This window comes from Kineosporia corallincola (assembly GCF_018499875.1).
Lineage (GTDB): Bacteria > Actinomycetota > Actinomycetes > Actinomycetales > Kineosporiaceae > Kineosporia > Kineosporia corallincola.
This window is the reverse complement of record NZ_JAHBAY010000010.1, coordinates 1-22095: the sequence shown is the minus strand read 5'-3', so window position 1 is coordinate 22095 and position 22095 is coordinate 1. Positions and strand designations below refer to the sequence as shown.

General features: G+C 66.7%; 46 protein-coding genes. 2 read left to right on the top strand and 44 right to left on the bottom strand.

The genetic code is table 11. The annotated features are described in order from the left end of the window. Positions 1–142: 142 nt before the first annotated feature. The 14 genes from KIH74_RS22740 to KIH74_RS39300 form a co-directional block, all read right to left on the bottom strand. Positions 143–538 carry a hypothetical protein gene (locus tag KIH74_RS22740; protein WP_214158147.1) on the bottom strand — a complete coding sequence of 132 codons (396 nt, stop codon included), beginning with the start codon at positions 536–538 and terminating at the stop codon, positions 143–145. Between the two features lie 91 nt (positions 539–629). Then, a complete protein-coding gene (locus tag KIH74_RS22735) occupies positions 630–905 on the bottom strand; it encodes a hypothetical protein (protein ID WP_214158146.1) in 276 nt (91 codons plus the stop codon). A gap of 89 nt (positions 906–994) precedes the next feature. Next, on the bottom strand, positions 995–1996 hold the full coding sequence (locus KIH74_RS22730; protein ID WP_214158145.1) for a M15 family metallopeptidase: 1002 nt from the start codon (positions 1994–1996) through the stop codon (positions 995–997). 56 nt (positions 1997–2052) lie between these two features. Continuing rightward, entirely contained in the window at positions 2053–2562 is a 510-nt protein-coding gene (locus KIH74_RS22725; RefSeq protein WP_214158144.1) for a hypothetical protein, read from the bottom strand. Then, positions 2559–4637 (bottom strand): hypothetical protein, encoded by a 2079-nt coding sequence (locus KIH74_RS22720; protein WP_214158143.1) that lies wholly within the window; start codon positions 4635–4637, stop codon positions 2559–2561. The genes KIH74_RS22725 and KIH74_RS22720 overlap by 4 nt, the downstream gene beginning before the upstream one ends. Beyond that, the gene (locus KIH74_RS22715; RefSeq protein WP_214158142.1) at positions 4634–7237 is read right to left on the bottom strand and encodes an ATP-binding protein; all 2604 of its coding nucleotides are present in this window, start codon (positions 7235–7237) and stop codon (positions 4634–4636) included. Before KIH74_RS22715 ends, KIH74_RS22720 begins: the two co-directional genes overlap by 4 nt. Positions 7238–7244: 7 nt before the next feature. Continuing rightward, entirely contained in the window at positions 7245–7619 is a 375-nt protein-coding gene (locus KIH74_RS22710; RefSeq protein WP_214158141.1) for a hypothetical protein, read from the bottom strand. Continuing rightward, positions 7619–7867: a hypothetical protein gene (locus KIH74_RS22705; RefSeq protein WP_214158140.1), complete on the bottom strand. Its 249-nt coding sequence runs from the start codon at positions 7865–7867 to the stop codon at positions 7619–7621. The genes KIH74_RS22710 and KIH74_RS22705 overlap by 1 nt, the downstream gene beginning before the upstream one ends. Then, complete coding sequence (locus tag KIH74_RS22700) at positions 7864–8073, bottom strand: hypothetical protein (RefSeq protein ID WP_214158139.1); 210 nt, start codon at positions 8071–8073, stop codon at positions 7864–7866. Before KIH74_RS22700 ends, KIH74_RS22705 begins: the two co-directional genes overlap by 4 nt. After that, complete coding sequence (locus KIH74_RS22695) at positions 8067–8222, bottom strand: hypothetical protein (protein WP_214158138.1); 156 nt, start codon at positions 8220–8222, stop codon at positions 8067–8069. The genes KIH74_RS22700 and KIH74_RS22695 overlap by 7 nt, the downstream gene beginning before the upstream one ends. Before the next feature lie 152 nt (positions 8223–8374). Continuing rightward, the gene (locus tag KIH74_RS22690; RefSeq protein ID WP_214158137.1) at positions 8375–8533 is read right to left on the bottom strand and encodes a hypothetical protein; all 159 of its coding nucleotides are present in this window, start codon (positions 8531–8533) and stop codon (positions 8375–8377) included. A gap of 5 nt (positions 8534–8538) precedes the next feature. Continuing rightward, positions 8539–8703, bottom strand: a complete 165-nt coding sequence (locus tag KIH74_RS22685) for a hypothetical protein (RefSeq protein ID WP_214158136.1) — start codon at positions 8701–8703, stop codon at positions 8539–8541. Continuing rightward, positions 8700–8957, bottom strand: coding sequence for an MBT domain-containing protein (locus KIH74_RS22680; protein WP_214158135.1), 258 nt, complete (start codon positions 8955–8957; stop codon positions 8700–8702). The genes KIH74_RS22685 and KIH74_RS22680 overlap by 4 nt, the downstream gene beginning before the upstream one ends. Positions 8958–9092: 135 nt before the next feature. Further along, positions 9093–9410: a helix-turn-helix domain-containing protein gene (locus KIH74_RS39300; protein WP_372492115.1), complete on the bottom strand. Its 318-nt coding sequence runs from the start codon at positions 9408–9410 to the stop codon at positions 9093–9095. On the opposite strand from KIH74_RS39300, the gene KIH74_RS39295 reads away from it, so the two are divergent. Next, the gene (locus KIH74_RS39295; protein WP_372492114.1) at positions 9371–9700 is read left to right on the top strand and encodes a GntR family transcriptional regulator; all 330 of its coding nucleotides are present in this window, start codon (positions 9371–9373) and stop codon (positions 9698–9700) included. The two genes, KIH74_RS39300 and KIH74_RS39295, sit on opposite strands and share 40 nt — an antisense overlap. Before the next feature lie 125 nt (positions 9701–9825). Here the strand turns inward: KIH74_RS39295 and KIH74_RS22665 are convergent, their stop codons facing one another. Beyond that, the gene (locus KIH74_RS22665; RefSeq protein WP_214158132.1) at positions 9826–10080 is read right to left on the bottom strand and encodes a hypothetical protein; all 255 of its coding nucleotides are present in this window, start codon (positions 10078–10080) and stop codon (positions 9826–9828) included. Between the two features lie 180 nt (positions 10081–10260). Between KIH74_RS22665 and KIH74_RS37940 the strand changes: the two genes are divergently transcribed. Then, positions 10261–10536 (top strand): helix-turn-helix domain-containing protein, encoded by a 276-nt coding sequence (locus KIH74_RS37940; RefSeq protein ID WP_214158131.1) that lies wholly within the window; start codon positions 10261–10263, stop codon positions 10534–10536. On the opposite strand, the gene KIH74_RS22655 is transcribed toward KIH74_RS37940, so the two are convergent. The 29 genes from KIH74_RS22655 to KIH74_RS22520 form a co-directional block, all read right to left on the bottom strand. Then, entirely contained in the window at positions 10533–10787 is a 255-nt protein-coding gene (locus tag KIH74_RS22655; protein ID WP_214158130.1) for a helix-turn-helix domain-containing protein, read from the bottom strand. The genes KIH74_RS37940 and KIH74_RS22655 overlap by 4 nt on opposite strands. A 797-nt stretch (positions 10788–11584) precedes the next feature. Beyond that, entirely contained in the window at positions 11585–11959 is a 375-nt protein-coding gene (locus KIH74_RS22650) for a hypothetical protein (RefSeq protein ID WP_214158129.1), read from the bottom strand. Then, positions 11956–12255, bottom strand: a complete 300-nt coding sequence (locus tag KIH74_RS22645) for a hypothetical protein (RefSeq protein ID WP_214158128.1) — start codon at positions 12253–12255, stop codon at positions 11956–11958. The genes KIH74_RS22650 and KIH74_RS22645 overlap by 4 nt, the downstream gene beginning before the upstream one ends. Next, entirely contained in the window at positions 12252–12479 is a 228-nt protein-coding gene (locus KIH74_RS22640; RefSeq protein WP_214158127.1) for a hypothetical protein, read from the bottom strand. The genes KIH74_RS22645 and KIH74_RS22640 overlap by 4 nt, the downstream gene beginning before the upstream one ends. 11 nt (positions 12480–12490) lie before the next feature. Beyond that, positions 12491–12748: a DUF6504 family protein gene (locus KIH74_RS22635; RefSeq protein ID WP_214158126.1), complete on the bottom strand. Its 258-nt coding sequence runs from the start codon at positions 12746–12748 to the stop codon at positions 12491–12493. After that, a complete protein-coding gene (locus KIH74_RS37935) occupies positions 12748–12870 on the bottom strand; it encodes a hypothetical protein (RefSeq protein ID WP_281418092.1) in 123 nt (40 codons plus the stop codon). The genes KIH74_RS22635 and KIH74_RS37935 overlap by 1 nt, the downstream gene beginning before the upstream one ends. Positions 12871–12944: 74 nt before the next feature. Then, positions 12945–13202: a hypothetical protein gene (locus KIH74_RS22630; protein WP_214158125.1), complete on the bottom strand. Its 258-nt coding sequence runs from the start codon at positions 13200–13202 to the stop codon at positions 12945–12947. A 21-nt stretch (positions 13203–13223) separates the two neighbouring features. Next, positions 13224–13454 (bottom strand): hypothetical protein, encoded by a 231-nt coding sequence (locus tag KIH74_RS22625; protein WP_214158124.1) that lies wholly within the window; start codon positions 13452–13454, stop codon positions 13224–13226. 35 nt (positions 13455–13489) lie between these two features. Beyond that, entirely contained in the window at positions 13490–13711 is a 222-nt protein-coding gene (locus KIH74_RS22620; protein ID WP_214158123.1) for a hypothetical protein, read from the bottom strand. Further along, positions 13711–13857, bottom strand: coding sequence for a hypothetical protein (locus tag KIH74_RS22615; protein WP_214158122.1), 147 nt, complete (start codon positions 13855–13857; stop codon positions 13711–13713). The genes KIH74_RS22620 and KIH74_RS22615 overlap by 1 nt, the downstream gene beginning before the upstream one ends. 29 nt (positions 13858–13886) lie before the next feature. Further along, positions 13887–14057, bottom strand: coding sequence for a hypothetical protein (locus tag KIH74_RS22610; RefSeq protein WP_214158121.1), 171 nt, complete (start codon positions 14055–14057; stop codon positions 13887–13889). A 145-nt stretch (positions 14058–14202) separates the two neighbouring features. Beyond that, positions 14203–14523: a hypothetical protein gene (locus KIH74_RS22605; RefSeq protein WP_214158120.1), complete on the bottom strand. Its 321-nt coding sequence runs from the start codon at positions 14521–14523 to the stop codon at positions 14203–14205. Next, positions 14520–14903 carry a hypothetical protein gene (locus KIH74_RS22600; RefSeq protein ID WP_214158119.1) on the bottom strand — a complete coding sequence of 128 codons (384 nt, stop codon included), beginning with the start codon at positions 14901–14903 and terminating at the stop codon, positions 14520–14522. The genes KIH74_RS22605 and KIH74_RS22600 overlap by 4 nt, the downstream gene beginning before the upstream one ends. Next, positions 14900–15292, bottom strand: coding sequence for a hypothetical protein (locus tag KIH74_RS22595; RefSeq protein WP_214158118.1), 393 nt, complete (start codon positions 15290–15292; stop codon positions 14900–14902). The genes KIH74_RS22600 and KIH74_RS22595 overlap by 4 nt, the downstream gene beginning before the upstream one ends. After that, positions 15289–15732: a hypothetical protein gene (locus tag KIH74_RS22590; protein ID WP_214158117.1), complete on the bottom strand. Its 444-nt coding sequence runs from the start codon at positions 15730–15732 to the stop codon at positions 15289–15291. The genes KIH74_RS22595 and KIH74_RS22590 overlap by 4 nt, the downstream gene beginning before the upstream one ends. Before the next feature lie 66 nt (positions 15733–15798). Next, the gene (locus KIH74_RS22585) at positions 15799–16281 is read right to left on the bottom strand and encodes a hypothetical protein (RefSeq protein ID WP_214158116.1); all 483 of its coding nucleotides are present in this window, start codon (positions 16279–16281) and stop codon (positions 15799–15801) included. A 184-nt stretch (positions 16282–16465) separates the two neighbouring features. After that, positions 16466–16765 (bottom strand): hypothetical protein, encoded by a 300-nt coding sequence (locus tag KIH74_RS22580; RefSeq protein WP_214158115.1) that lies wholly within the window; start codon positions 16763–16765, stop codon positions 16466–16468. Beyond that, a complete protein-coding gene (locus tag KIH74_RS22575) occupies positions 16762–17097 on the bottom strand; it encodes a hypothetical protein (RefSeq protein ID WP_214158114.1) in 336 nt (111 codons plus the stop codon). The genes KIH74_RS22580 and KIH74_RS22575 overlap by 4 nt, the downstream gene beginning before the upstream one ends. Next, on the bottom strand, positions 17094–17477 hold the full coding sequence (locus tag KIH74_RS22570; protein ID WP_214158113.1) for a hypothetical protein: 384 nt from the start codon (positions 17475–17477) through the stop codon (positions 17094–17096). The genes KIH74_RS22575 and KIH74_RS22570 overlap by 4 nt, the downstream gene beginning before the upstream one ends. Positions 17478–17681: 204 nt before the next feature. Continuing rightward, positions 17682–18020, bottom strand: a complete 339-nt coding sequence (locus KIH74_RS22565; RefSeq protein WP_214158112.1) for a hypothetical protein — start codon at positions 18018–18020, stop codon at positions 17682–17684. Next, positions 18013–19071, bottom strand: coding sequence for a hypothetical protein (locus tag KIH74_RS22560; protein WP_214158111.1), 1059 nt, complete (start codon positions 19069–19071; stop codon positions 18013–18015). The genes KIH74_RS22565 and KIH74_RS22560 overlap by 8 nt, the downstream gene beginning before the upstream one ends. Then, positions 19061–19450, bottom strand: a complete 390-nt coding sequence (locus KIH74_RS22555) for a hypothetical protein (RefSeq protein WP_214158110.1) — start codon at positions 19448–19450, stop codon at positions 19061–19063. Before KIH74_RS22555 ends, KIH74_RS22560 begins: the two co-directional genes overlap by 11 nt. Further along, the gene (locus KIH74_RS22550) at positions 19447–19725 is read right to left on the bottom strand and encodes a hypothetical protein (RefSeq protein ID WP_214158109.1); all 279 of its coding nucleotides are present in this window, start codon (positions 19723–19725) and stop codon (positions 19447–19449) included. Before KIH74_RS22550 ends, KIH74_RS22555 begins: the two co-directional genes overlap by 4 nt. Next, positions 19722–19928, bottom strand: a complete 207-nt coding sequence (locus KIH74_RS22545) for a hypothetical protein (RefSeq protein WP_214158108.1) — start codon at positions 19926–19928, stop codon at positions 19722–19724. Before KIH74_RS22545 ends, KIH74_RS22550 begins: the two co-directional genes overlap by 4 nt. Before the next feature lie 5 nt (positions 19929–19933). Next, complete coding sequence (locus KIH74_RS22540; protein ID WP_214158107.1) at positions 19934–20155, bottom strand: hypothetical protein; 222 nt, start codon at positions 20153–20155, stop codon at positions 19934–19936. Positions 20156–20382: 227 nt separating this feature from the next. Then, positions 20383–20712 (bottom strand): hypothetical protein, encoded by a 330-nt coding sequence (locus KIH74_RS22535; protein WP_214158106.1) that lies wholly within the window; start codon positions 20710–20712, stop codon positions 20383–20385. Further along, positions 20709–21059 carry a hypothetical protein gene (locus KIH74_RS22530; protein WP_214158105.1) on the bottom strand — a complete coding sequence of 117 codons (351 nt, stop codon included), beginning with the start codon at positions 21057–21059 and terminating at the stop codon, positions 20709–20711. Before KIH74_RS22530 ends, KIH74_RS22535 begins: the two co-directional genes overlap by 4 nt. After that, on the bottom strand, positions 21056–21292 hold the full coding sequence (locus KIH74_RS22525) for a hypothetical protein (protein ID WP_214158104.1): 237 nt from the start codon (positions 21290–21292) through the stop codon (positions 21056–21058). The genes KIH74_RS22530 and KIH74_RS22525 overlap by 4 nt, the downstream gene beginning before the upstream one ends. A gap of 127 nt (positions 21293–21419) precedes the next feature. Beyond that, on the bottom strand, positions 21420–22095 hold a 676-nt coding region (locus tag KIH74_RS22520; protein ID WP_214158103.1), incomplete at its 5' end, for a DUF7666 domain-containing protein.

The following is a 22095-nucleotide window of genomic DNA, read 5'->3' as shown; positions in this document are numbered from 1 at the left end:
GAGGTCTCGGTCAGAAGTCACCCCCGCAACCAAACTTCACGCTCGCCCAACAAGCAGACGAAGCCCCGCCACGCAGGGCGAGACGAGCACCCCCGAGCCGGTCACGGCAGAACCAGGCCCGCGAGAGACGAAGCGGGCTGAGTCAGCGGGGAGCCGGATCCTCCGACTCATCCAGCCACACCCGCTCCACCCGGACCCACCGCTCCGGCCGAACCGCCGCGCCGCCGATCACGTGCTCCCACCAGGCCCGCTCGCCAACGACCGGCACGTAAACACTCGCCGGATTCGGGGCATCAGGCAGCATCGCGCCGATCTGCGGTGGGGCGACCACGTACCAGCCGCGATCATGGGTCCGGTCCTCCGCCTGCCGGATCACGCGCCGGCCCACCCAGTCCCCGCGGACCTCGTCGATCCGGACGTACGTGTGGCCGCGGGGTGGGTGCCAGTCCTGGTGCAGAGATCCGCTGGTGGACAGCCACAGCTCGCCGCGGGCTCGCTTGGCGGCCTCGTCGGGGGTCGCTGGGATTGGTGTGTCCACGTCCTCAGTATGGCCGTACCTGGTGGACAGGGCCTGGACATTCGACAGTGGACATCAGGTGGACAGTGTCCACGCTGTCCACCTGTGGCGGTCAGGCGTCGCCGGTGCGGATGCGGTGCGCGCGGATCGCGTTGTTGATGGTCGCCCTGGACACGCCGATCTGCTCAAGGTGCCGAGGACTCAGCTCTGTCCGCTCTTCGAGGGCCCGCTTGAAGAGCTGGGAGATGTCCTCGGCGGACATCCCGGCGTCCTTCAGCTCGGCCGCGGCGAGCTCCCGGGCCTGCGCCATCCGGTCGCCGAGCAGGGCATAGTCCGCCATCAGCTTGACGGCGACAGCGAAACTTCTCGGTAGCTTCTCGGCGGGCACGCCCTCAGGGTAGCGCCGGGCCAGCCGGGTAGCCGATAGCTGCAAGCTGCTAACCGGCTGGCAGCTATCGGCCCACGCGGGGTTGATCGTCACGATGTCCCGTATTCGATGTGCCAGGGCTCGTGCGGGCCGCTGCCGCCCTCGACGGCCCACGCGGGGCAGTGCCACCCGTACGACGGCCCGTTCGTCTTGATCCACAGATATTGGGGGGTGTGGTAGCCCTCGTTGACCCCGCACCCGAGGTCGAGCGCGGTCCCCCACCCGTGATTGCTGGTGCCCGGGGTGGCCGCGTTCTGCGGTTTACCCTGCGCTTCCCATTTCTTTTTTGCTTCGACCTGGCCCTGATAGTCCCGGTAGGCGTCGGACACGCAGAGCTTGCTGCCGAAGTGAGCCTTGTACGCGGCGGCCAACTGCTCGGCCGCATTCGCCGCGTCCGACCTGAGGTGGTGTCCGGGCGCGAATTTCAGCGCGCACAGGGCCTCCGCAGGAATCCGCCCATTCTCGTAACCGGAGAAGTCGGTCGGGCCTTTGCATGAGCCGGCGGACGCGCCGCCCCCACCACACACGGGGGCAGCCGCGGACTCCTGACCGCCAGTCACCTGATCAACAACCTTGACCGCCAGGGGAGCCCACTGCGCGTACGCCAGCGGAAACGCCGACCGCTGCACCGCCTGAGCAGCATCAGTGATCGACATGGACTCCCAGCCCTGGACATCCAGCAGCCCAGGATTGGGAGTGTGCTTCGCGCGTCCGAAAAACGCCTCAGCGGCGAGCACCGGATCCATGATTTGCGCCGGCGTGCCCCAGCCCGACGACGGCCGCTGCTGGAAAAGCCCGAGGGAGTCTCGGTCACCGCCGGACAAATTCTGGAGCTTCGACTCCTGCATCGCCGTCGCGATCGCGACGGTCAGACCACGCGATGGGACTCTCAACCGCAACCCGACTTGGATGATGGTGCGTGCGTTGTCCTGCTGCTCTGGTTCGGTCAGCTCCGTGACCGTGCCGGACGTGTCCACATCCACCGCGCACCCGGACGCAGCCTCACCCTCAACCGGGCCGCCGCCACCGCCGTACAGGCTGAGCATCAGCATCGACCCCAGCAGGGCACACACCAGCAGGACGGCCCCGGCCACGCGAGCCGGGCGCACTACTCCCGCTCCCGGTCAATCGACGCAACCAGTGGATCGTCGCCGTCGGTGATCACCTCGACCTGCACGGCCGAGTCGTCATCGAGGCCGATCCGGTACCGGTAGAGCGCGGGACCGTCGACGAGCACCTCCGCTGGCCCGCTCATGTGCGCGTCCGGGACAACGGTGAGATCGGTGGATCGCAGGCCGTTGAGCAACTCCCGCGTGGCGTACGGTTCCATGCCCGCGAGCCACGTCGCCCGCCGGCCCGCAGCTAGCCAGGCCTGAGTGAATCGGGTGGCTGCCCGCTCAGCATCGTCATTGTGGGTGGCGGCCTGCGTGCTGGCCACCTCGCTCGGATCCACGTGCTCTTCAGTGTGCTGGCGCGTGGGTTCGGGTGCGCTGGTTGCCACTGCGCTCGGCTCCGCACCAGTACCGCTGCACCGAGAAAGCACGAGCATCGCCACCACGACCATCAGCGCACCAGCCCACATCGGCCGGCGAATCGCCCACTCCACGACCGTGTTCACTGGTCACCGTCCAATCGGATCGTCCGCTTCTCGACCGGCACGAACCCCGAACGCGGGGGCTCGACCTCGACCGCCGGAGACGCCACCGCCGAATACGAGTCCTCCAGCGACATCTCCCCGGTGCCCGGACTCCACACGGTGGCCGTGATCCCGCCGTCGTCGTACGTCATGGGCGCTGACCCGGCGGACACGTACTCCTCCTGCCGCGGCGTCCCGTCCTGCGCATCAGCCAGCGCCTCGTCGGTGACGCTGCGACCTGCGACGGGCGTTGTCTCGCTGCTCGTTTCGGTGGGTGGCGTCCAGTGCGTTTCCCCCGGAACTGACGTCAGGAGCGGCCCGGTCGGCGCCTCGTATCCGGGTGTGCGCGGCCTGGGAATGTTGGTGAGCCGGGCCTTCGCCGCGAGGACCTCGCTCTCCATCAATAGCCTCTCCTCCCGCTGGGCGGGCAACTCACCCGCTTCGATGGCCAGCGGTGCACGCTCGGCGTGCGCAGAGTCATCGGCTGGCTTCGGTTCGTCGGTCTCCGGCTCGTCCGCTCGCTGCCGGGCGGCGGCCTCAGCGATCGCGCCCCACCCGCCAGTCGCCGCGGCAACACCGAGTCCGACTCCGGCCTTGGTGCCACGCCATGCCCACCGCATGGGTGCGGCAGCGACCTGCCGGTGCGCCCGGGTGGCCCGCCACATGAAGATCGTCAGCAGGCACGCCAGCAGGAGTGCCAGCCACTCGGGGACCCGCGATCCCTCATCGAACAGGACCGCCATGGCGAGCAGTTGCACCGCCATCGCCACGCCCATCGCGACCGCGTTCACGACTGCTGCTAGGGCGGCTTTCAGTGGCGCGCGCACGTGTGACGCCGCGGTCTGTGACGGCAGGATCGCCAGCGGCAGCACCACCAGGAGATGCACGGTCGACCACAGCAGCTGCGGGCCGACGGCAAGGATCACGATCGCGCCGACCAGCAGAATCGGCAGCACACACAGCATCGCGATCAGGGATCGCAGGGCGGCGGGCGTGCGGTTCGCCCCGTCACGACCGGTGGCGTACTCGTAGGCAGCGGGGTCTTCTTTCTCCAGCGACCCCATGATCGACTTCCATGCCTTCTGGTGCGTCTCCGCGATTTCCTTGGCCTTGTCGGGGTTATCGCGGATCTCCTGGACCTCAGACCACCGCAACGAACCTGCGTTCAGCAGCAGCGGCCCGTACTTTTCCGCGGTCGCTGAATCCGAGCTCCCGAACATTCCTTGCAGCCACGGCCGGTAAAGGATCACATCGACCACCCGCGAAGTCGCCTGCGTAGCAGGGTCCTTCGAGCTTCCGTCGTTGCTGTCAGACGCTTCTGTCGACGCGGTCACACCAGCCACCACATCAGCCGTCGCGCCGGTCCCATCCTCGACCCAACGGTACGGATCCGTCGTGATCAACGTGATCCCGGCGCCCACCACAACAACCATCAGCAGCACGCCGAGAGCCTTGTGCAGGGCCTGCTTCCGGGCATGCCACAGCAGCATCAAACCCGCCGCCAGCAGCGCGACCCGGACCGCAGGAGTGGTCAGCCCGTCCTGGAGACCATCGGTGATCCCTACCAGGACCGGCCGCAGCCATCCCAGCCAGGAACCGGGATCCATCGCCACCGTGATCACTGCCGCGTACACCGACGTCAGAAACGAAGGGATCGACAGGATCCACGTCCCCATGCTGTTGTCGGCCTGCGACTGCACCGCGATCGAGTCGGTCATCCACGCCGGGTTCAGATCGCAGGTCCGCCACCGTGCCCACCCGGTCCCGTACTGCTCGTAGATCGTGGTTTCCGCGTCCGGCCCAAACGCGCCGACAGCTGGCGGGATCGGGTCCGGATCACGCACCAACCATGACGACACCCCCATGTCCGGGGCGGCTGGCGGCGGACCGTCGCAGCCATCACCATCGACGACCCCCTCAACAAGGCATGCCTGCGGCGACAGCGCGCACTTGGGGTCAAGGCTCTTCTCCGCTGCCTGCGCTGGTGCCGCGACAATCAGCGTCGACAGAAGAGCGGCCACGGTGACCGCGAAAGAAGCTGCGATGCGCCGCATCATGCTGACACCATCCGTTCCCCGCGAACCCGCCGTGCGTGGTCGATCCATGCCTGCGGGATGTCCTTGTCCGGGGACAGCGCCAGAGCAAGGTCGGGGTCGGGGCAGTCAACGACGATCTTCTCCACGCGCCCGCGGGCATCACGGAAAAGGAACTCACGGTTCGCCGCGCGCCGGCCATCCGGACCCACCGGGGAGAGCTCGCCCAGGACTCGCTCGAACCCGATACCCGCGGGCACGCGCAACATTTTCAATGCTTCGGCCTGTCCTTCGGGGGACTCGGTTCGCCCGACGAAGCACTCGACGGTGAGGCCGCCACCGGTCTGCCCGAGGACGTCACTGCCGAGCTGGGTGTCGACGATGTACCGCAGCCGCCACTTCCGGCTGTCACGGGTGAGCCGAGTGAAGAGAGCCTTGCCCGCCGCGGACTGGGTGAGGTGATGCGCTTCACTCGCGACCAGGAGTTTCGGGAGCTCGCGTGGGCCACCGTAGGCGCGCTTGCTCGCGAGGTACATCGCGAGGTGCTGGAGCGGACGCGCGATGCGTTCTCCCGTCGTCCATGTCGTCGGATCCGAGCCGGTCACGGGGAGGGTCAGTCCCGGCATGGTGAGGACCAGGAGCCGGGCGTCCGTGTCGAGGGCGTGGTCGACGTCCAGGCTGGATGACCCGAAGAACAGACGGGACAGCGGCTCGTCCGAGAGCGCTTTGAGTTCGACGGCGAGAGCATGCGCGTCGACACGGAAATCGGGGCTCTTGGTGTTCCGGAGTGCCTCGATCACTTCATAGAGGCTGCGGTTGTAGTCACCGCCGACGTGGTGCACGGCCTCGTTCACCAGGACGGTCGTCGCGTACCGGGACAGGTAGGTCTGCGGCAGCAGCATCATGATCACATCCTTGGCGAGGGTGATCCGCTCCCGCTCAGCCTCCAGCCGAGCCAGCATCCACTCCTCGTGCGTCTCGCACGCCTTGTCGTCCGGGATCGGCACCACCGTCCATGGATTCAGCGTGCCTGCGGGCGCGGACAGCAGGTCCACGTGCTGCGACACGGCGGCGATCGACGGCAGGTCACACAGGCGCGCTAGCGGACCGGACGGATCCAGGACCGTCGCCTGTGTGACACCACGCTTCACAGCCTCGGCAACGAGCATCCCCGCCAAGAACGACTTTCCGCCGCCAAGCTCAGCGATGATCGGCAGCAGACCGGTCTGGTCGTTGTACAGGGCCTCCCATTGGTCCCAGCACACCGGCCGGCGTGAAGCTCCGACGGTCCAGCCCAGGTAGTAGCCGTCACGGGTGCCCACGCTGGCGTCCAGGGTTGGGACCGCAGCAGCCCACCACATCGGCTGCATATACCGGGTGTGCGACGTCGAAGAAACCCGCGCGCCCGGAACGAACTCGGAGACCAGAGCCCGCTGACCCCGAGGCCTCCACATCTCGATCTGGTACTGCCGGAACCGGGTCTGGATCTCCAGGACCCTTGCCGCGACCTCCTCTTCGCTGGAGCCTGAGACCGCGAACCGAACCTGGCCGATCACCCGCGACGACGCGAGATCGTCACCCTGCTCCAGCTGATGCGTGACGTCGATCGACTGCTGCTCGACGACAAGCTTCTGCCGGGGGATGTCGAGGCCGTGCTTACGCCGCTGAGTGAGGTTGTCCCGTACCCGATCCAGCGCCCGCTTCACGGACTTGAGGGCCTGTTCCCCCGTGAGGATTTCGACGTGCGCGCTGATCTCGACCGCGAACGGCAGCGTCCGCGCGTACGCCATCCACGGCTCCTGCGACCCGGGAATGTCGAGCTGGTCGTTACGCTGCCGACCCATCGCGAGAACCGTCACGTACCGGACCACCTCACGACCGGGCTGCCGCGACGTCAATCGGACCGAGTGCCCGTCCGGCATCTGCTCGATGTCCACGCCGTCGGTGAACGTGGCCATGTCCTCCGGCCCCATGGGCTCCCCTTGCGCCGGTGACGATGGGGCGGGCATGTGCAGCCCGTACGAGCGGTGGACCAGCCACTCCAGGTCGTCGGCGCTGATCGGGTGCGCGCTGAGACCGGGCATACTCATGGCGTTGTCGACCTGCCGTCGGGCGGCGTCGACTCGTCGGGCCTCCTTGCTGCCGCCCGCCTTCGCCAGCGCCGCCTCCCACATGCTGCGGTCGGCCACGTCCACGCCACAGAACACGCGCGTGTCAGCGAGATTCAATCGCCCGACCATCGCCTGCTGCGGGGTGACCAGATGCTGTGACCATGCATCCCCTGCCAGCGGGGTCGAATGCTCGCGGACACGACGGTCGTAATCGCGCGCCCACTGCGCCGCGTCGTACGGGCGCGTCGTCACCCGCAGATGCACGCGCGTCCGACCGTTCTTGGTCGCTGTGACGCCGGCTGCCGACGCCCACGCGAGAGCGGTCTGTTTCAGGCCGCTTTCACGCTGTTCGTTCGACCGGAAATACCAGCGGGTCCCGGGGAGCTCGTACCACTGCTGGACTCGGTCGGCGGTCCAGAGCATGCCGCCGTCGAGTCGTCGGATGGGAAGCCGGACGCCCGCGGGGAGCTTCTCGTTCGGAGCCTTGCGGCGGCCGGTGTTGCGGGCGACCATCACAGGTTCACCTCTTTCTGGTCAGGGGTTTCGCGATGAGCAGGCCGGGCTTGCGGGCTTCGCGCTCGTGGACGGCATCGACTCTGGCGATGTACCACCAGTAGGCCTCCGCCCAGCAGGTTTGAGCGAGCCCGACGAAGGTGACGCCCTTGGTGAGCTGTCGACCGACCCATGCCTGGGCGAGGGTCGCTGTGGCCGAGGAGTACAGGACGGCCGACGTCATGGACCCACCGCCCCAATGAACCATTAATCCGAAAGGCACAGCCACAGCGAGAAATACAGCGACCAGGACGTAGTACGGGTGGATCGGGAGCTCGATCCCGGACAGCTCGATCAGCTGTCCCCTCTCGGCCTGGATCGCGTCATCTGTGCGGACAACCATCAGAACAGGCCGGCGAGCTTGTCCCCGAAATCCAGCGCTGCTCCGCTCATGATGGCGCCAGCTACGACCATGACAGCGAGGACGCCCAGGGCGGCGCCGAGGCCCTTCTTGAACGCCATGGCCACAGCGATCGCGAGGATGATGCACACCAGCGGGAGCACGTTGTTTTCGATCCACGTTTCGAGCGGCGACGTGCTCGGTCCCCCACCGGCGGCCAGGGCTGCGAGGCTCGAAGAGATGACGTTCACGGTGTCTCCTTGTCATTGATTGCGTCTTCCACCGCGTCGGCGATGGCGTTCATGCGGTAGGGGTCGGTGTCGGATCGGATGGCGGTGGTGAGGACGTCGATGGCCTCGTCGCGGATGGTGTGGCCGCGCTGGTTGGTGAGGTGCTGATAGGCGCGGTCGTAGTGGGTTCGCAGCCAACCGGTTTCGGGTCGGCGGGCCATCACCATGAGCTGACTCCTTCCTGATGCCGGGGGCTGGTGAGGTGTTCGGGGGTGGCCCATGCCCGGCATCGGTGGCAGGTGGCCCGGTCGTCGGGGTGCATGCCCTGGTCCTCGGCGGCGTCGTCGGCCGCGATGGCGTCAGCGAGGTCGCTCATCGCTGCCTGCGCCGAGGAGGAAGAGGACGAGTGCGCTGCCGGAGCACCCGATCCAGGCCGCCATCACGAGCGGCTTGTCTTGGCCAGCGAACATGGCGAGGCCAGCGGCAGTAGCACCAGCGAGGAGGAGAAGCCACGCGAGATAACGCATTTCAGTTGCCTCCCATCTTCCGGATTTCGGCGCGGATGGCGTTGAGTCGGATGTGCATTCGTCGGGCGTGCTCGGTGCGCCCGTTGGTCTCGGCGTCCTCGGCGGCGGCACGGACGTTGGTCTCGGCCTGCTGGAGTTCGGCGAGGGTTTCTCCGTACATACCCATCAGATTCCCTCCGCCGAGTAGACGTTTTCGACCTGGTTGAGGTCGCGGATGAGGTCGTTGACCTGGTCACGGGTCATGGTTTCGGTGCGGACTTCGACGCCGTTGCGGAGGATCGCCCATTCGCGAATCACTCCGGTGTAGGAGTTTTGGACGGCGAGCATCACTGGATGGGGATCACAGCATCTGGGAAGTGACAGGTTTCATTGCCCCATTTGACGCTGTGCAGGCGCCCTCCGACGATCTTCATCGTCCCGATCTTGCCGATGCATCGGCTGTCGAGGCATCGGCACTCCATGATTCGCGCCTTCTGGCCGTCGATGAGTTCGTAATTCATGTTGGTTCCCCCGTTGCGGTTTCGTTGGTTTTCTGCACTGGCGACGCCTGCTTGGGAGGCATGGCTGCCCCGGTTGCGCTTCACTGTCCGGCCCCTACGTAGTGGGCGCAGTCCTCGCAGAGCTTCCGGTTGTCGACGTCGCCGTCACGCTTGACTACGTCCCCGGTGACTTCGTCGCACCGTTCGCACCGAGCGGAATTGCTGCCGAAGTAGCCCATGTCAGTTGTCCCCCGTGTTGTCGTTGTTGGCCTGGACTGCTTTTGCTGGGATGCGCCACTGGCTGCTCCCGTTCGGTCGGCGGGCTCCCTGGTAGATGCCGGCCTCGCAGTGGCGGCGGATGGTCCAGCGGGAGAGCCCTAGGAGCAGAGCGACTTGACCGGTGGTCAGCCACCCGTTGCTCCCGTTGCTCCGTTCCTTCACGAGGTTCAGATTGGAGGTGAATCGGAGGTAGGTCAAGTCAAACCGGCAGGTAGGTTCCCGATGCGTGGGCCGATCGAGTGACAACCCGGCATCATGGGCCCGTGCCACAACCCGCATACGAGGCCCTAGCCGAACAGATCGCCCAGCAAATCCGCGCCGGCGCATACCGGCCAGGAGATCGACTACCGTCCCAGTCACAGCTGACGCGGGAAGGTCACGGCAAGCAGGTCACGCAAGACGCGTACGGGCTACTGATACAGCGGGGCCTGGTCGAAGGTCGCCGGGGCGCAGGCTATTACGTGCTGCCGAGTCCAGGCCCGGACTGGATGGCTCGCATCGCCACACTGGAGGCGGCCGTCCTGGACCTCGAGGAGCGATTGGCGGCGCTGGAACAGCGCGACCGATAGCATAAGGATTGACGCGTCTAGGGATCCGGGCGCGGGCCGGTGGTGAAGGGTTGGCCGGCCGGGTGTTGGCGCGCTCGGCTGGGCAGGTGGCTCCGTTTCGGCGGGGCCATCTTGCGTTTGGCCGGTCAGCGGGGCACGGGACCACGCCACTGGACGTACCGGTAGCTACCGTCAGCCTCGCGCCGGTAGGACCGCCACCCAGTACGCAGAGGCGTGCGGGTGATCACCAGGTCGGCTTCGGTGGGGTCGACGGGCAGCCGGAGGGGGAACCCGTCGTCGTCGAGGATGACTTTGCCGGCGACGACACGGACGTGTTCCACGGGCAGGCCGCGGTCGGGGATGAGCGCGCCGTCTGCTGGCCCGCCGTGGAGTGTTGCCATCCTGGCCCCCATCGTGGTGGCTCCGGTCCGGCGTCAGGGAGGGTCACCGCGCCGGACCGGAGCGCTTGTGGTGACCGTCAGCGACCCACGACTGACGGTCTGTCTCACACCGTAGACCATATGTGTCTACCGTAGACATTGATCGCGACAATCGGCGGTCTTGGCTGTCACCGTCGCGGCGTGACGAGCACGAGTGGGCGCCTCGCGATCCGCCGTGCCTTCCGCGCGTGGCGTGCAGCCCGCGGCCTGTCACAGGACGAGGTCGCTGCGATGGTCGACGGCTGGGACCAGAGGCAGGTGTCCCGCGTCGAGGCCGGCGAACGGTCGATCAAGCTGGAGGAGGCCGCGGAGATCTGCCGTGCTCTGGGTGTCCCTCTGCGGCGGCTGCTGATCGAGCTGGACCCGGATGATCGTGAGGCGATCGGGCTGCCACGTCACGAGGACGAGTCGCTCTAGGGCTGGACTCCGAGGGCCGCGCGCTGCGCTGGTGTGGCGTCGGTGAGGAGTTGCCGGAGGGTGCAGTTGAGCGCGGCGCAGAGGCGGACGAGCTCGCCGTCCAGGCGCACGGCTCTGGCGCCGGATTCGATGCGGGAGACCACGGCCCGGTCGACGCCGAGACGTTCGGCGAGTTGGTCTTGTGTGAGGTCGGCGAGGCTGCGGCGGAATCGGATGGCTGCTCCGACGGTCCTGGCCAGGTCGTCATCCACCCAGTGAGCGTTGCGGGCGGCTGGCGCTTACGCGCCCGGGGATACGGCTGTCAGACGGTGGCGGTCTGTGCCGTGAGGGATCCTCACGGGCGGGCGTTTGCACCTACGTCGTTGTCCCCCGTTCGCGGGCTTAACCTCGGCTGGTGTCACGATTCTGTGTGTGCGGGCTGGACCGGCGGTGGTTGACATCGGAGGATGACTGTGACCGGCCGGTAGCGGAGAGATCAATTACCGGCAAGGCAAAAGCGCCGCACCAGCACAGCACCGATGACCACGGCCAAGCCACGGCCTAGATGGGGGTCCCCATGGCAACGACGTCCCAGGCGGCAAACCCAGACGACAGACACGAGCCCGGCTGTGACACGCGCTTGCACCGCATACCAGCCCCGGAGGACCCGATCGAGGACCCGGGCTGTCACCGCATCGCGCAGTACGGCCGCTACTGGGCGCTGCTGTCTCTTCTGCCCGGCGGCGGCGTTGAGGCGGACGTTGAGCGCGCTACCGGTCCTTTGGATGATCTGATGGCCTGGCATGCTGAGCTTGGCCGGCAGCTCGCTGCGTTGCCTCGGCCGCGTACGGCTTGAGAGACAAGTCAGCCCCCGACCGTCTGGTCGGGGGCTTCGTCGTTCCGGGAGGGGAGAATCATTAGTCCCTTTCCCCGATGAGTCGAAGAAACTCGATGCGGTCGTCGGTTCGATCGAGGTCATCGCGGGCATCGAAGTGGAGTTCACGGAGAGCTGCTCGATCGCTGCCGTTGGATGCTGCTGTCAGGTACCGCTCGGCCCATTCGGCCGGGGTCATGCTCGCGCTCCTGCCCGATCAATGACGTGTTCTCCGTCTGTGAGTTCGTCGATGCTCTTCCGTGCGGCGATGGCGTCGGCACGGGTGCTGTAGGGCCCGGACGAGATATCGCCCGCGAGAGTTGTTACCCACCAGGGCCCGTCACCCGGAGCAGGTGTCAGCTCGACCGCTCGCATGGTGCCTGGCCGTCCGGGCCATTCTTCGGCGAAGGTTTTGGCGAGACTTTCCGCGGTGTCCCCGGGCTCTGCCCAGTCCGGCAGGTCCCACGGCAGGTAGACCCGATGGTAGAACCCATCCGTGGCGGGGGTAGCGTCGTTACGGACTACAGCCCAGATTCTTTCGGCCTTCGCCTTGTGCTCGGCGGCGTTCACGTCTGATTCCCTTCCATGGCCCCGATGTAGGAACGCGCCAGCGTGAGACCCGGGATGAACTCCTCAAGTCTGCGGCGCTGGCCATAGTCGTCCGTTGCTGCGGCGGTCCGTTCGAGTCGCTCGACGTGTGAGTCGATCAGGACTCGCAGGTCGGCAAGGATCGCGGCCCGGAGGTGCGGGAGAGCGGCCTCAAGGCTTTCCCGGATCACCTCACGCCAGGTATCCGGCATGTGGTCGTCGTAGTTCTCGCCGTGCGTCGCCGCTTCGACTGCGGCGTCCGGGATCTCGATGCTCATGCCGCCTCCTGTCGCACCATGACGAAACCGTCGCGCAGGTTGATTTTCTCGAGCAGGTCCCACCCAAACCCGTAGCTGACCCAGATCTCGATCTCCGGGTCGACGAGCTGCCCGGCCTTCCACGCCTCCCGGATCCCCGCCAGGTAGCCGCGTACGGCCTCTCGCTCCCGGGCGACGGCGCTGCTCTTCTCGCTGCGCCAAACGATGCGGTACTTCGTTCCCATGTCTTCCCCCCTCAGTCCAAGCACTGCCGAACGGTCCATCCGCCGGCAGTGCGCTCGAGTTCATAGGTGCCTGCGCCGTACGCGCGGCCAGTGGATGCCTGGACCCGCCAGGTGGTTTCGGTGCGGTCGAGGATGTTGCGGACGATGTAGAGGCGGGCGCGCCACAGGAACGCCATCGGGTCCGGGTTGCCGTTCGCCAGGGCGGGATCGGATTCAAGGGCCTCGCCAACAGTGCGGACGTCGCAGGTCTCGGCGGTGCTGGTGGCCATCAGTTCTCCCAGTATCCGTCGCCGCACGAGCATTCCCAGCGGATCTCTGGCGGCCAGCCGTTCTCGGCCGGGAGGGTCTTCGTGATCTGGTAGTCGTGCTCGTGGTCGGTCGTGGCGTCCACGTCTTCCCCCTGCTTCTCGTGCGGTCAGTCGTTGGTGAGACGCTCCCGGGCGGCCCGCTTTACGCCCCTTGAAGTCATAGCCCCTCCTCGTTCGCTTCGTCGATCACGGCGCACAGAACGCATGCCGGCGCTTCCGGTCCCGGGTTGGTGGGTTCCTGGTTGCTGCTGAGGTTTTCTCCGCAGGCCGCGATCACATCACCCGGCCACGGGATGCCCAGCCAGCCAGCGAGCCGGTGAAGGCGCGACGACAGCCACGACTCATAGACGATGTGGATGGGCTCGGTGGGGGTGCGGGTGGCGGGCCGCTCGGTCGGGTGAGTCTTGGTGGCCATGTCGTTTCCCCTGCTTGGTAGTCAGATCGCGTCGAAAGCGCCCGCGCAGCCTGGGCACACGTGTTTGTAGCTGATCGTGTCGCGGGTCGGCCGGGAGGCCGGGAGGTCCCAGCCCTTGATCTCGCGCCCACACAAGGCGGTCGCGTTCACGCCGCCGCCGGGCTTCAGGCCTTCCGATCCGACGACCCGGATGTGCCACGGGCTCTCCGGCCCGGCCCAGTTCGACTCACAGAACGCGAGCTTGCGGTCCATCATTTCCTCCTATGCGGTCGGGGGTTCCGGGGTGTTCAGTAGCGCATGCCGTCGAGGAACTGGCCGTACGCGAGTTCGCGTTCGCCGATTTCCTTCTGGTCGAGGGTGATATCGCGTGTCTCGTGGCTGTAGGTCCACTTCCCGTTCCACCAGTGCCGGACGTCGGCCGTGTAGGCGCCGGGGTCGAGAGTCGCCCAGTAGGGGCCGTCGTCGTAGTGGTAGTAGCGGTGCCGGACCGGGCCCAGGTCGTCGCCCATCACCCGGCGCTCACGATCTTCGCGAATTCCTTGCCGCCCCAAGTATCGAGGTCGTAGACGGCGTCCTCGTAGATGTGCGTTGCCTCGGTGTTGCTCCCTTCCCGAACGGCGGTCAGGTACCGGGCGGCCCATTCCTGCGGTGACATCTCTGCTCCTCGGGTGTCTGCGGGCGGGGTCAGTCTCGGGTGATGGTGACGTCGATCTGTCGGGTGGCGTGGTCGCGAGTCCAGACCCGCATCGTGTCCGGGTAGTAGGGGTACAGGCAGTGGTTCGCGATCAGCTCGGCTCGGACCAGCGCGTGATCGGGGTCGTCGACAGCGAGGACCTCAGCGATCGAGAGGATCACGTCGTCGCGGCCTAGACCGCTAACAGTTTCGCCATCCAGGACGAGCGTGTACGTGCCGGCCGCACGACGCGGACCAGAGCGGGCATAGGCACGGCGACGGAGCCGCACATCCGCTCGACCATGCGGTCGACGTGCTGGGTGGCGCTCACCGAGAGCACTCCGAAGGCTCGTGCTCCCGCTTCCAGAACGGCTGGTGCGCTTCGTGGCATGGACCCTCGCAGTCCGCGTCACAAGCGGTCGGGCAGGACACTGGCCGCAACCGCCCAGCCTCCCGAAGCACCTCCAGCACCCGCCGTGCCGCCTTCTCCCGCCGCAGCTGGTCGAGCTTCTCGTTCCGCTCGGCAATCGAGTCGTAGTCGTAGCTGCGGCACAGCTCAGCCTCATCCGCCGGCCACTCCGCGACCACCTCGGACACCCGGACGGGCGGGAGGACGTCGGCGATACGGGCGACCAGGTCGTCAGTCACTTCGCCTCCTCGGGCCGCGGCTTCGGGTTTCCCATGCCCACCTCGCGCTCGGGCCCGCACGCATCGAACAGCTTCCAGATCGACTCGGGGTAGTACGGGTAGCAGGCACCCTGGGGTCGCAGCTTCCGCACCCGGGCCGCGTACAGGTCGCCGAGGTGGTCGGCGTACTTGTCCCCGCTCGCCACGAGATCGGCCCGCGCCTGAGCGAGCAACCGCAGGTTGGCCTCGGTGATCTCCTCTGCATCCGCGCATCCCCACGCGAACACGTCGTTGCAGAGGAAGTACAGCTTCAGCGAGCCCTCGCGGTGGTGCCAGAAGACCGAGTCGGCGGGCTCGCCCTCGGTCAGCCGCAGCGCCTCAAGGATCCAGGATTCAGTCACTTCAACTCCAGCGCTCGTCGCGCTTTGTCTCGCAGGTGGGCCAGCATCTCGACGGGCCCCAGGTCGTCCTGCTCCGACCGGTGCAGGATGTAGTCGAGGGTTTCGTGCAGACGGTTCCGGTCCAGGCGCGATGCTCGAATCTCTCGCCGGATCCGCACGTTCTCCAGGTCGAGTGCCTCGCGCATCCTCGCCTGAGTGTCGAGGTGGCGTCGAAGCTCGGCGCACAGGTCGTCCATGCGGGTCAGCTCGTGCGTCGCCACAGCAGTCGCCGCCTCGATGATTCGCTCTTCCGCATCGAAGTCCCGCGGGCCGCTGTTCTGCGGGTGCGGGATGGTCCGCATCGCCTCGCGCAGCCTTAGCATCCAAGGCTGCTCTTCCGTCTGGCTCACTTGAACTCCAGCCTCTCCCGGGCTGCAACGTACTTCCGCCGCAGCCGTTCCCGCGTTGCCTCGTCCTCGATCCCGGCCAGCCCGGTCAAGTTGACCCAGTTGTCGGCGAGTTTGACGAGTCGGCCGATCGGGTCGAGGCGCGCGCGCTCGATCAGGTCGGTGTACTCCTCTCCGGGACGGCGCGTGACCGCGATGACAGCGCGGGTCACCTCGTACGGGATCCCTGCCCGCCGCAGGTCCCCGACCCTCGTGGCCGTGTCTTCGAGGATGTCGTGGAGGTACCCGGCGGCCTCCACGTACGCGCCGTAGGGCCGTAGCAGCGCGGCCACAGGGCACAAATGGTTGTCGAAGTAGCCGCGTCCCTGCTTGTCCAGCTGCCCGTGGTGGGCCCTGGCCGCGAGATTCCACGCGATCTCGCTCAGTGCGTCGTCGTTATCCATGAGTCTCCTCTGTCCGTCCTGCCGACCACTCCCGCCGCCCGGGGGGCCGGGAGACGGTGGTGGGCGTCAGGCCAGGGCTCGGGCTGCGGCGGACGAGATACCTGACAGGTACTGCTCACGAACGTTCTTCGGCACTCCACGCGCCATACCCTCCTGGTATTCGCGGGAGGCACGGATCGCGTCTGCGATCCGCTTCTCGAACTCGCCTTCAGCCGGGACCTTTTCGTAGGTGGCCTGGAAAATCGAGTCCTTCACGGGCCACCGCTCGCCCTCGACGCCGGTCACGATCCACGACCCCGGGCAGACCGTGTGCCCGCCTTCGAGGGTGTCAATCCAGCCGTGGTCGTGCCAGGTTCGCCCGCACTGGTCGTGGGTCACGTCGCTGGCGTACCCGGGTTCGGGACGGCGGAAGAAGCGGACCACCTTGCCTTCGCACGCCTCGTCGTCGCCCTCGTGTCCGTCCGCGCATCCGTCGTCGGGGTGGTCGCCGTTCTTCCACCACTGGTGAGCCTCGGTGGGGATGGCCTTCTTCTGGTACAGCTGCGTCACGTCTTGCCTTTCACTCGCTGGTGGGGCCTGGTGGGCCGTCCGGGCAGCCAGAGGGGTGCCGCCCGGACGGCAGTGGGCTACTTGCTTGGGATCGCCATCCGTGGCCGTTTTCGCGTAGACGCTGTCGGCGTCCGTGGTGTTGCCCGTTCGGACCGGGCTTTCCCTCCCGGAGCCGGGCGGAGGCTTAGGCGGTCACGTACTGGGTGACCGTGACCTGCTCGGCGCGCATGGCTTTCACGCTGCCTTCGACGCCGGACCAGTCATCGTCCTGGTTCTCGGTGAGCCCGTACTTGAAGGTGAAACCCCAGAGCTGATCGGCCGGGTCGCTAAAGATGATCGTGACGGCGCGATGCCATCGGCCTTCGTAGCCGTCGATCGACGACACATACTTGAGCCCGTCCACGTCGTCTTCGGCGGCGGCCAACTGCTTGGCCGCCTGGTTGTCGCTCGCCGTCAGTAGCTCGACGATCTGTTCCTTGTTCACGAATCTCCCTGTCCTGTCTCGGTGAGAGCCCGGTACTGCCCAACCTGCTCGTGGGTGAGCTTGACCACCCAGCGCCCGTCGACGTCGACTGCCTTGTCGAGGATCTGCCCGAGCGCCCGCTGTGCCGTGAGCCGCCCGGACAGGTGATCGGCGATCTCGGCAGCGATGTACCGGCCGTCACCTCCGGGAGCCTGCCGCACCCGGTAGAGGACCACGCCGTCATGCCGGCCGACGATTTCGGGGGTCCCGTCGCGGCGGACTTCGACCGTGAATTCGCAGTCCATGTAGGCGGGAACGACCTGCGGGCGGATCGGGGTCACATGGTCGGTCATGTAGTCACCTCCGCCCAGCATTCGTTGACCTCGTGCAAGCTGGCGGGGTGACCGCACGGGCAAGGGTCTTCGCCCTGTTCCCAGCGGGTGCATGGGCACTGGACCGACGCGTTCTCTTTCGTTTCCAGTGCCGCAGCGACGATTTCGGCGTCAGCTGGATTGAACATGACCGCCAGGCGATCCCATCGCTGCCGGAATCGGATCCACACGTCCTGTCCCTTGGCCAGCGCCGCGACGATCTCCCACGACCGCCCCGCCGGGTTGTTCAGTTTCGCGACCAGGGCCGGACCCAAGTTGGTTTCGTGGGTCACGACGCCGATGTACTCGTCGCCCCGGTACAGGTTCCTGGACTGGTGGCGGCCAACCCGGTAGTCACCCACGGCTCGCCTCCAGGCCCCTGTGCAGCTCGCTCAGAGACGCTGCGGCCCGGACTGCCCGATGCCCCGGGATGAGGTGGTCGCCGTCCGACCTCCGCACCCACGTGCGCCCGTCGACCTGGTCGACGGACAAGATCTTCCGGTACCCGCTGACGCCCTCGATCCATGACCAGTGCCCGACATGCTCGACCGTCAGTTCAGCGGCAATCACTGTGTCCTCCTGGTGATCGTGTCGAAACGTGCTATGAGGTCCTTGATTTCGTAGGCGGTGTCGCCGGTCACGCAGTCCTTGCGGAGCATCAACCACGCCCGGAACTGGTCGAGCTGAGAGGCCAGGGCATCGCGCTCGACCTGAAGCTCAGGAAAGGGATGCTCGACGGTGTTGCCGCGTCCATCGCCCCACATATAGCCCGTGCGGTTCTCCAGAGCGCCGGACAGGGCGGCATGCCGTTCGTTCGTCGATGCTTCGCTCCACGGCTTCAAGTAGCCCGTGATGCAGTCCGTGCAGCCACACATCGGCGGGTCGATCGCTTTGAGATCACTCACCGGACTCCCCATCGCCCCGCTCGTGCGGGTACTCGTCCAGCCAGTCCAGTACGCCTTCAAGTGCTCGCATGCGGTCGAGCAGCGACACATCGCCGTATCGTGCGCGCTGAGCCAGATCGGCAACCTGCTCGACCAGCCAGCGCCGCAGCGCCTCGCCCTCCGCCTCAAGGCTCGCGGCCACGTCACGGGCGGCATCACGCTCGGCGGTCAGACGGTCGATCTCGGCAGGAACCTGAGAGACACGAACGAACGGCTCCCATCCACAGTGCGCCTCGTGGGCACCGAATCCAATCTCGGGATCGCCGCCTGCGCAGTTGCACGCGTCGATCGGCGTGCACACATAGCCAGCGATGACCGTGGGGACGAGGTGGATGGCGTCCTGCTCCGGCTTGCCACACCGCCAGACATCGCCAGAGGCAAAGATGTCTGCGCCATGTACGCAGACCGCGTCGATGCCTGGTCGGAACTCGTGAACCTCGCTCCACGACGCATCCGCCGGCGCACTCCCGGTCGCGTCGGCAGCGGGCTTGGCGTCGAGCGCGGGCAGCAGCGCCCATGCCTCAACCCGGCAAGCAGTGGTTACGCCTCGGGTTCCCGAGAGTTCGACTCCGGGATCGAACTCGACCAGGATCGCGCCCGGCGAAGGGTCGCTCAGACGTCGATCCTCTTCGTCTCGCCAGTCGTGAAACTCTCCGCATACGGAAGGCTTCGGCACCGACTTCGCGATCCCAACGTGACCGACAACGTGCTCGCTGCCGAGCATCGCTTCGATCGCCAGCACCCGGTCGCCCACCTGCGGGCGAGGAGACGACGGGCCGGACGCACGACCGACGAGAGCGTAGGTCCATGCGACGCCCGCGAACATCTTTCGCTCGGCGTCGGGCGCCAGCAGGGCGCCTCCGTGCGTGCTGGCGTGAATCACTCGTCCAAGGAACGAATTGGCTCCGAGAACGATTATCTCATCGCCGTTCTCAACCTTCGGCTGGAACCGATGCTTCGCCGCTTCTACCTCCGCCAGCAGCTCGGCCGGGATTTCGACGTCACCGGGCATCGGTGGCCTCCTCCACTCGCCGCCACTTCGAAAGCAGCGTCTTCCGGCTGATGCTCGCTTCCTTGCCGACGCGGTGCGGGCGGGAAGGGTTGGCGGTCGTCTTCACGAGGAAGCCGTCATCGTCGCGGCTGATCAGAATGACCTGACGGCCGGGCTCGTACTGAGTATCGCGGGACTCCCACGTCTGACCGACTTGCGGGCCGTCGTCACCCGGTCGTGCGGGCGGCCTCCACCCGAGCGCAACCACGGCATTCAGCCATGACAGTGCGTCGGAGCGGAGCGCGTGCATCTCGATCGCGTCCACGTTCGCCAGATCGGCTTCGTTGTAACGACGTTCCAGCACCGCATCCACGTCGGCCTGGTCGATGGGGCGGGTCACGAGGACACCGGCCGATACTTCGTGGTGGTCATAGTCTCCGTGTAGGCCATCATCGCCTGGGGCCCGCCGGCCCACACCCATTCCTCGTCGTACTCAAGCATCCAGAAACCCCAGAGGCCGCCCTCGGGATCCTTGGCGATGTACTCGTGCTTCGGCGCGCCCCGACGGGTTCCGGCGATCTTGGTCTCGACCAGATACCAGCCGTCGATGTCGGCGTCTGTTTCGAGTTCTGACCATGCCTCTTCCAGGAATTCGCGGGCCTCTTCGGTGGTCACAACGCCTCCTCTGTCCAACTGGCTGGCATGGCGACCTTTTCGAGGTTGCTGACGGCGCACCATCCGGTCGTGTGAACGCGGCGGTGCTGGTTGCAGTAGACGAGGCGGCCAAGCACGGTGTCGTCATCCTCGTCCGGGTTGGTGGATCCGGCCGCGATGAGTTCAGCTGCCCGGGCCTCGTAGTCGATGCCGTTGATGATCACTCTGCTCACATCCCCTCGTAGGCCAGGTCGGCGTCGTCGTCTTCCGGGTCGTAGTCGTCGTCCTCATCGAGCGGGCAATCGTCGTAGGACGTGTGTGAGTGCAGCTCGTCTTCGATGTCGCCGAGGCTGAAGGCGCACCCACAAACGTTGCAGGAGAACGTGATCTGCGAGAGCGACAGGCCCACATCGATCCGGACCGAGCCGTCATCCGGCTGCGTCGTGTCCACGGTCGTCGAGCACGCCTGACCGTCACAGTGCTTACAGTCCACGTAGAAGGTGATCGTCCGCGTTGCCATGTCAGTCCCCCGTCTCGGTCTGATTCACTTCGGCGCCCTCCACCCTCGTGCCGGCCGCCCGAACCGTTCTACGGCCACGACAAGCACGACCGCGATCGCACCCGCCAGCAGCGATCACACGGCCGACACGACACGACGTGGGAGAGACCTGAGCGCGTTCACAGCCAGCCCCCGTAGACAGCTTTCGGGTGACGCGCACAGTCCCCAGCCATGGCCTCAAGCACCTCGATCGCGTCCTCGTACGTGCCCCAACCGTTCGACGGGTTCAGCGGCCGGTATTCGGCCGGATCGGATCGCAGGTTCTCGACCGTCTTCCTGAGCATCGGCTCCGCTTCGGCAGCGACCATGCCCATGAGGTTCTGCCAGCCAATGAACCCGGCCCGTCGAATCATCCCGGACAGGTTGTACGTCAGGTTGCGCTCGGTGCCGTCGATCCGCTGCCCTTCCGGGGCTCCGGTGTCGACCTCAAGCCATACGTCGGCACTCACTGCCCTCTCACCCCCAGCTCTCCGGCGAGGTCATACATCTCGGTGATCTGCTCGTCCGTGGCCATCTCTTCATTGGACAGGTCCACCATGACACCGGGGTCCGTGATGATCGGACCGACCAGCTCAGCGAACCGGCGCAACTTCGCGACCTCAGCCGAGGCCACACTGTCCCGGTCCATGACCGCCACGGAGAATTCGGCCCCGTCCACGTGCGAGGCGTAGAACCAGTGGCCACCCTCCAGCCTGGCCTCGACCGTGCCGCAACAGAACTCGTCGGACCGGGCCGAACCATCGGTCATGGCCTCGTGCAGGATCTCGGCCAACTTCTCGGTGTTCATCTCGCTCACTGCTCTCCCCCGTCGTCGATCACTTCAAGCTCGGTAACAGTCCACTGGTGGCGTCGGTCGCCAAACTTGTTGGCAATTTCTTCGCCGAAGTCGACCAGCCATGAATTCCGGGAACCCGAGAGGATCAAGCCTTCTCGCCCCTCAGCATCGGGCACGTAATAGACCACCAGTGCCCGGACTCTCGTGCCCGGCGCCAGAGGGACATCACCAGCACGCCAGATACGGGCGGTCACGAGTCGGCCCACCGATGACCGCAGGCCAGGCAGTCGAGAACCTTGTCCGGCATGGTCAAGCTCGCCGTCGTGTAACCGCAGCGCGGGCACTCATCTGCCACCTCGTACGTGCGGACCCCGTGGCTACTCACGACTGCACCTCCCGCCCGTGCTTGTCCACCTCGTACAACACGACACACGACGGAGCCTTGATCTTGTCGCCCAGCGGAACGAAATCGGCGGCGATCGAGCAGACCAGGAATCGGGGCTGCCCGCTCCCCTGGAAGTACGACTCGGCCCCCGATGCGGACGGCGAGAAGTGAAGACCCCGACCGCAATACGGCTCCGGATCCCAGTCCGTGGCGGTGACCGTCTCTCCGATCGGGTAAGCGGTCCGAATGTGCCCCTGCCCGGCGAACAACTCAGAATCGACGGCCTTGAAGACCAGCAGTCGCCCCTTGGTCTCCGGGTCGGCGTCGAGGCCGTAGTACGCCTGCCAGTCGCCGGGTGTATCGAGATCCAAGGCCGTGACGTCGATGACGTGCCCGTTGCCGTTGACGGTCGCCCGAGCGGAGTGGAGGTGGACGGCAGTGTAGGGGCCGGTATTGGCCGTGCTCGACTCCCGCAGGGTGGCCGTGCTCGACTCCCGCAGGGTGGCCGTGCTCGACCCCCGCAGGGTGGCCGTGCTCGACCCCCGCAGGGTGGCCGTGCTCGACCCCCGCAGGGTGGCCGTGCTCGACTCCCACAGGGTGGCCGTGCTCGACCCCCGCAGGGTGGCCGTGCTCGACTCCCGCAGGGTGGCCGTGCTCGACTCCCACAGGGTG

Excerpts from the sequence above, each read along its gene's own strand:
- KIH74_RS22700 (WP_214158139.1), bottom strand. The coding sequence starts at position 8,073 with ATGGTGATGGCCCGCCGACCCGAAACCGGTTGGCTGCGAACCCACTAC.
- KIH74_RS22635 (WP_214158126.1), bottom strand. The coding sequence starts at position 12,748 with ATGGCCACCAGCACCGCCGAGACCTGCGACGTCCGCACTGTTGGCGAG.
- KIH74_RS22640 (WP_214158127.1), bottom strand. The coding sequence starts at position 12,479 with ATGGGAACGAAGTACCGCATCGTTTGGCGCAGCGAGAAGAGCAGCGCC.
- KIH74_RS22575 (WP_214158114.1), bottom strand. The coding sequence starts at position 17,097 with ATGACCGACCATGTGACCCCGATCCGCCCGCAGGTCGTTCCCGCCTAC.
- KIH74_RS22620 (WP_214158123.1), bottom strand. The coding sequence starts at position 13,711 with ATGGGCGACGACCTGGGCCCGGTCCGGCACCGCTACTACCACTACGAC.
- KIH74_RS22615 (WP_214158122.1), bottom strand. The coding sequence starts at position 13,857 with ATGTCACCGCAGGAATGGGCCGCCCGGTACCTGACCGCCGTTCGGGAA.
- KIH74_RS22560 (WP_214158111.1), bottom strand. The coding sequence starts at position 19,071 with ATGCCCGGTGACGTCGAAATCCCGGCCGAGCTGCTGGCGGAGGTAGAA.
- KIH74_RS22590 (WP_214158117.1), bottom strand. The coding sequence starts at position 15,732 with ATGGATAACGACGACGCACTGAGCGAGATCGCGTGGAATCTCGCGGCC.
- KIH74_RS22625 (WP_214158124.1), bottom strand. The coding sequence starts at position 13,454 with ATGGACCGCAAGCTCGCGTTCTGTGAGTCGAACTGGGCCGGGCCGGAG.
- KIH74_RS22720 (WP_214158143.1), bottom strand. The coding sequence starts at position 4,637 with ATGATGCGGCGCATCGCAGCTTCTTTCGCGGTCACCGTGGCCGCTCTT.
- KIH74_RS22665 (WP_214158132.1), bottom strand. The coding sequence starts at position 10,080 with ATGGCAACACTCCACGGCGGGCCAGCAGACGGCGCGCTCATCCCCGAC.
- KIH74_RS22695 (WP_214158138.1), bottom strand. The coding sequence starts at position 8,222 with ATGAGCGACCTCGCTGACGCCATCGCGGCCGACGACGCCGCCGAGGAC.
- KIH74_RS22730 (WP_214158145.1), bottom strand. The coding sequence starts at position 1,996 with ATGCTGATGCTCAGCCTGTACGGCGGTGGCGGCGGCCCGGTTGAGGGT.
- KIH74_RS22715 (WP_214158142.1), bottom strand. The coding sequence starts at position 7,237 with ATGGTCGCCCGCAACACCGGCCGCCGCAAGGCTCCGAACGAGAAGCTC.
- KIH74_RS22690 (WP_214158137.1), bottom strand. The coding sequence starts at position 8,533 with ATGTACGGAGAAACCCTCGCCGAACTCCAGCAGGCCGAGACCAACGTC.
- KIH74_RS39300 (WP_372492115.1), bottom strand. The coding sequence starts at position 9,410 with ATGCGGGTTGTGGCACGGGCCCATGATGCCGGGTTGTCACTCGATCGG.
- KIH74_RS22630 (WP_214158125.1), bottom strand. The coding sequence starts at position 13,202 with ATGGCCACCAAGACTCACCCGACCGAGCGGCCCGCCACCCGCACCCCC.
- KIH74_RS22710 (WP_214158141.1), bottom strand. The coding sequence starts at position 7,619 with ATGGTTGTCCGCACAGATGACGCGATCCAGGCCGAGAGGGGACAGCTG.
- KIH74_RS22645 (WP_214158128.1), bottom strand. The coding sequence starts at position 12,255 with ATGAGCATCGAGATCCCGGACGCCGCAGTCGAAGCGGCGACGCACGGC.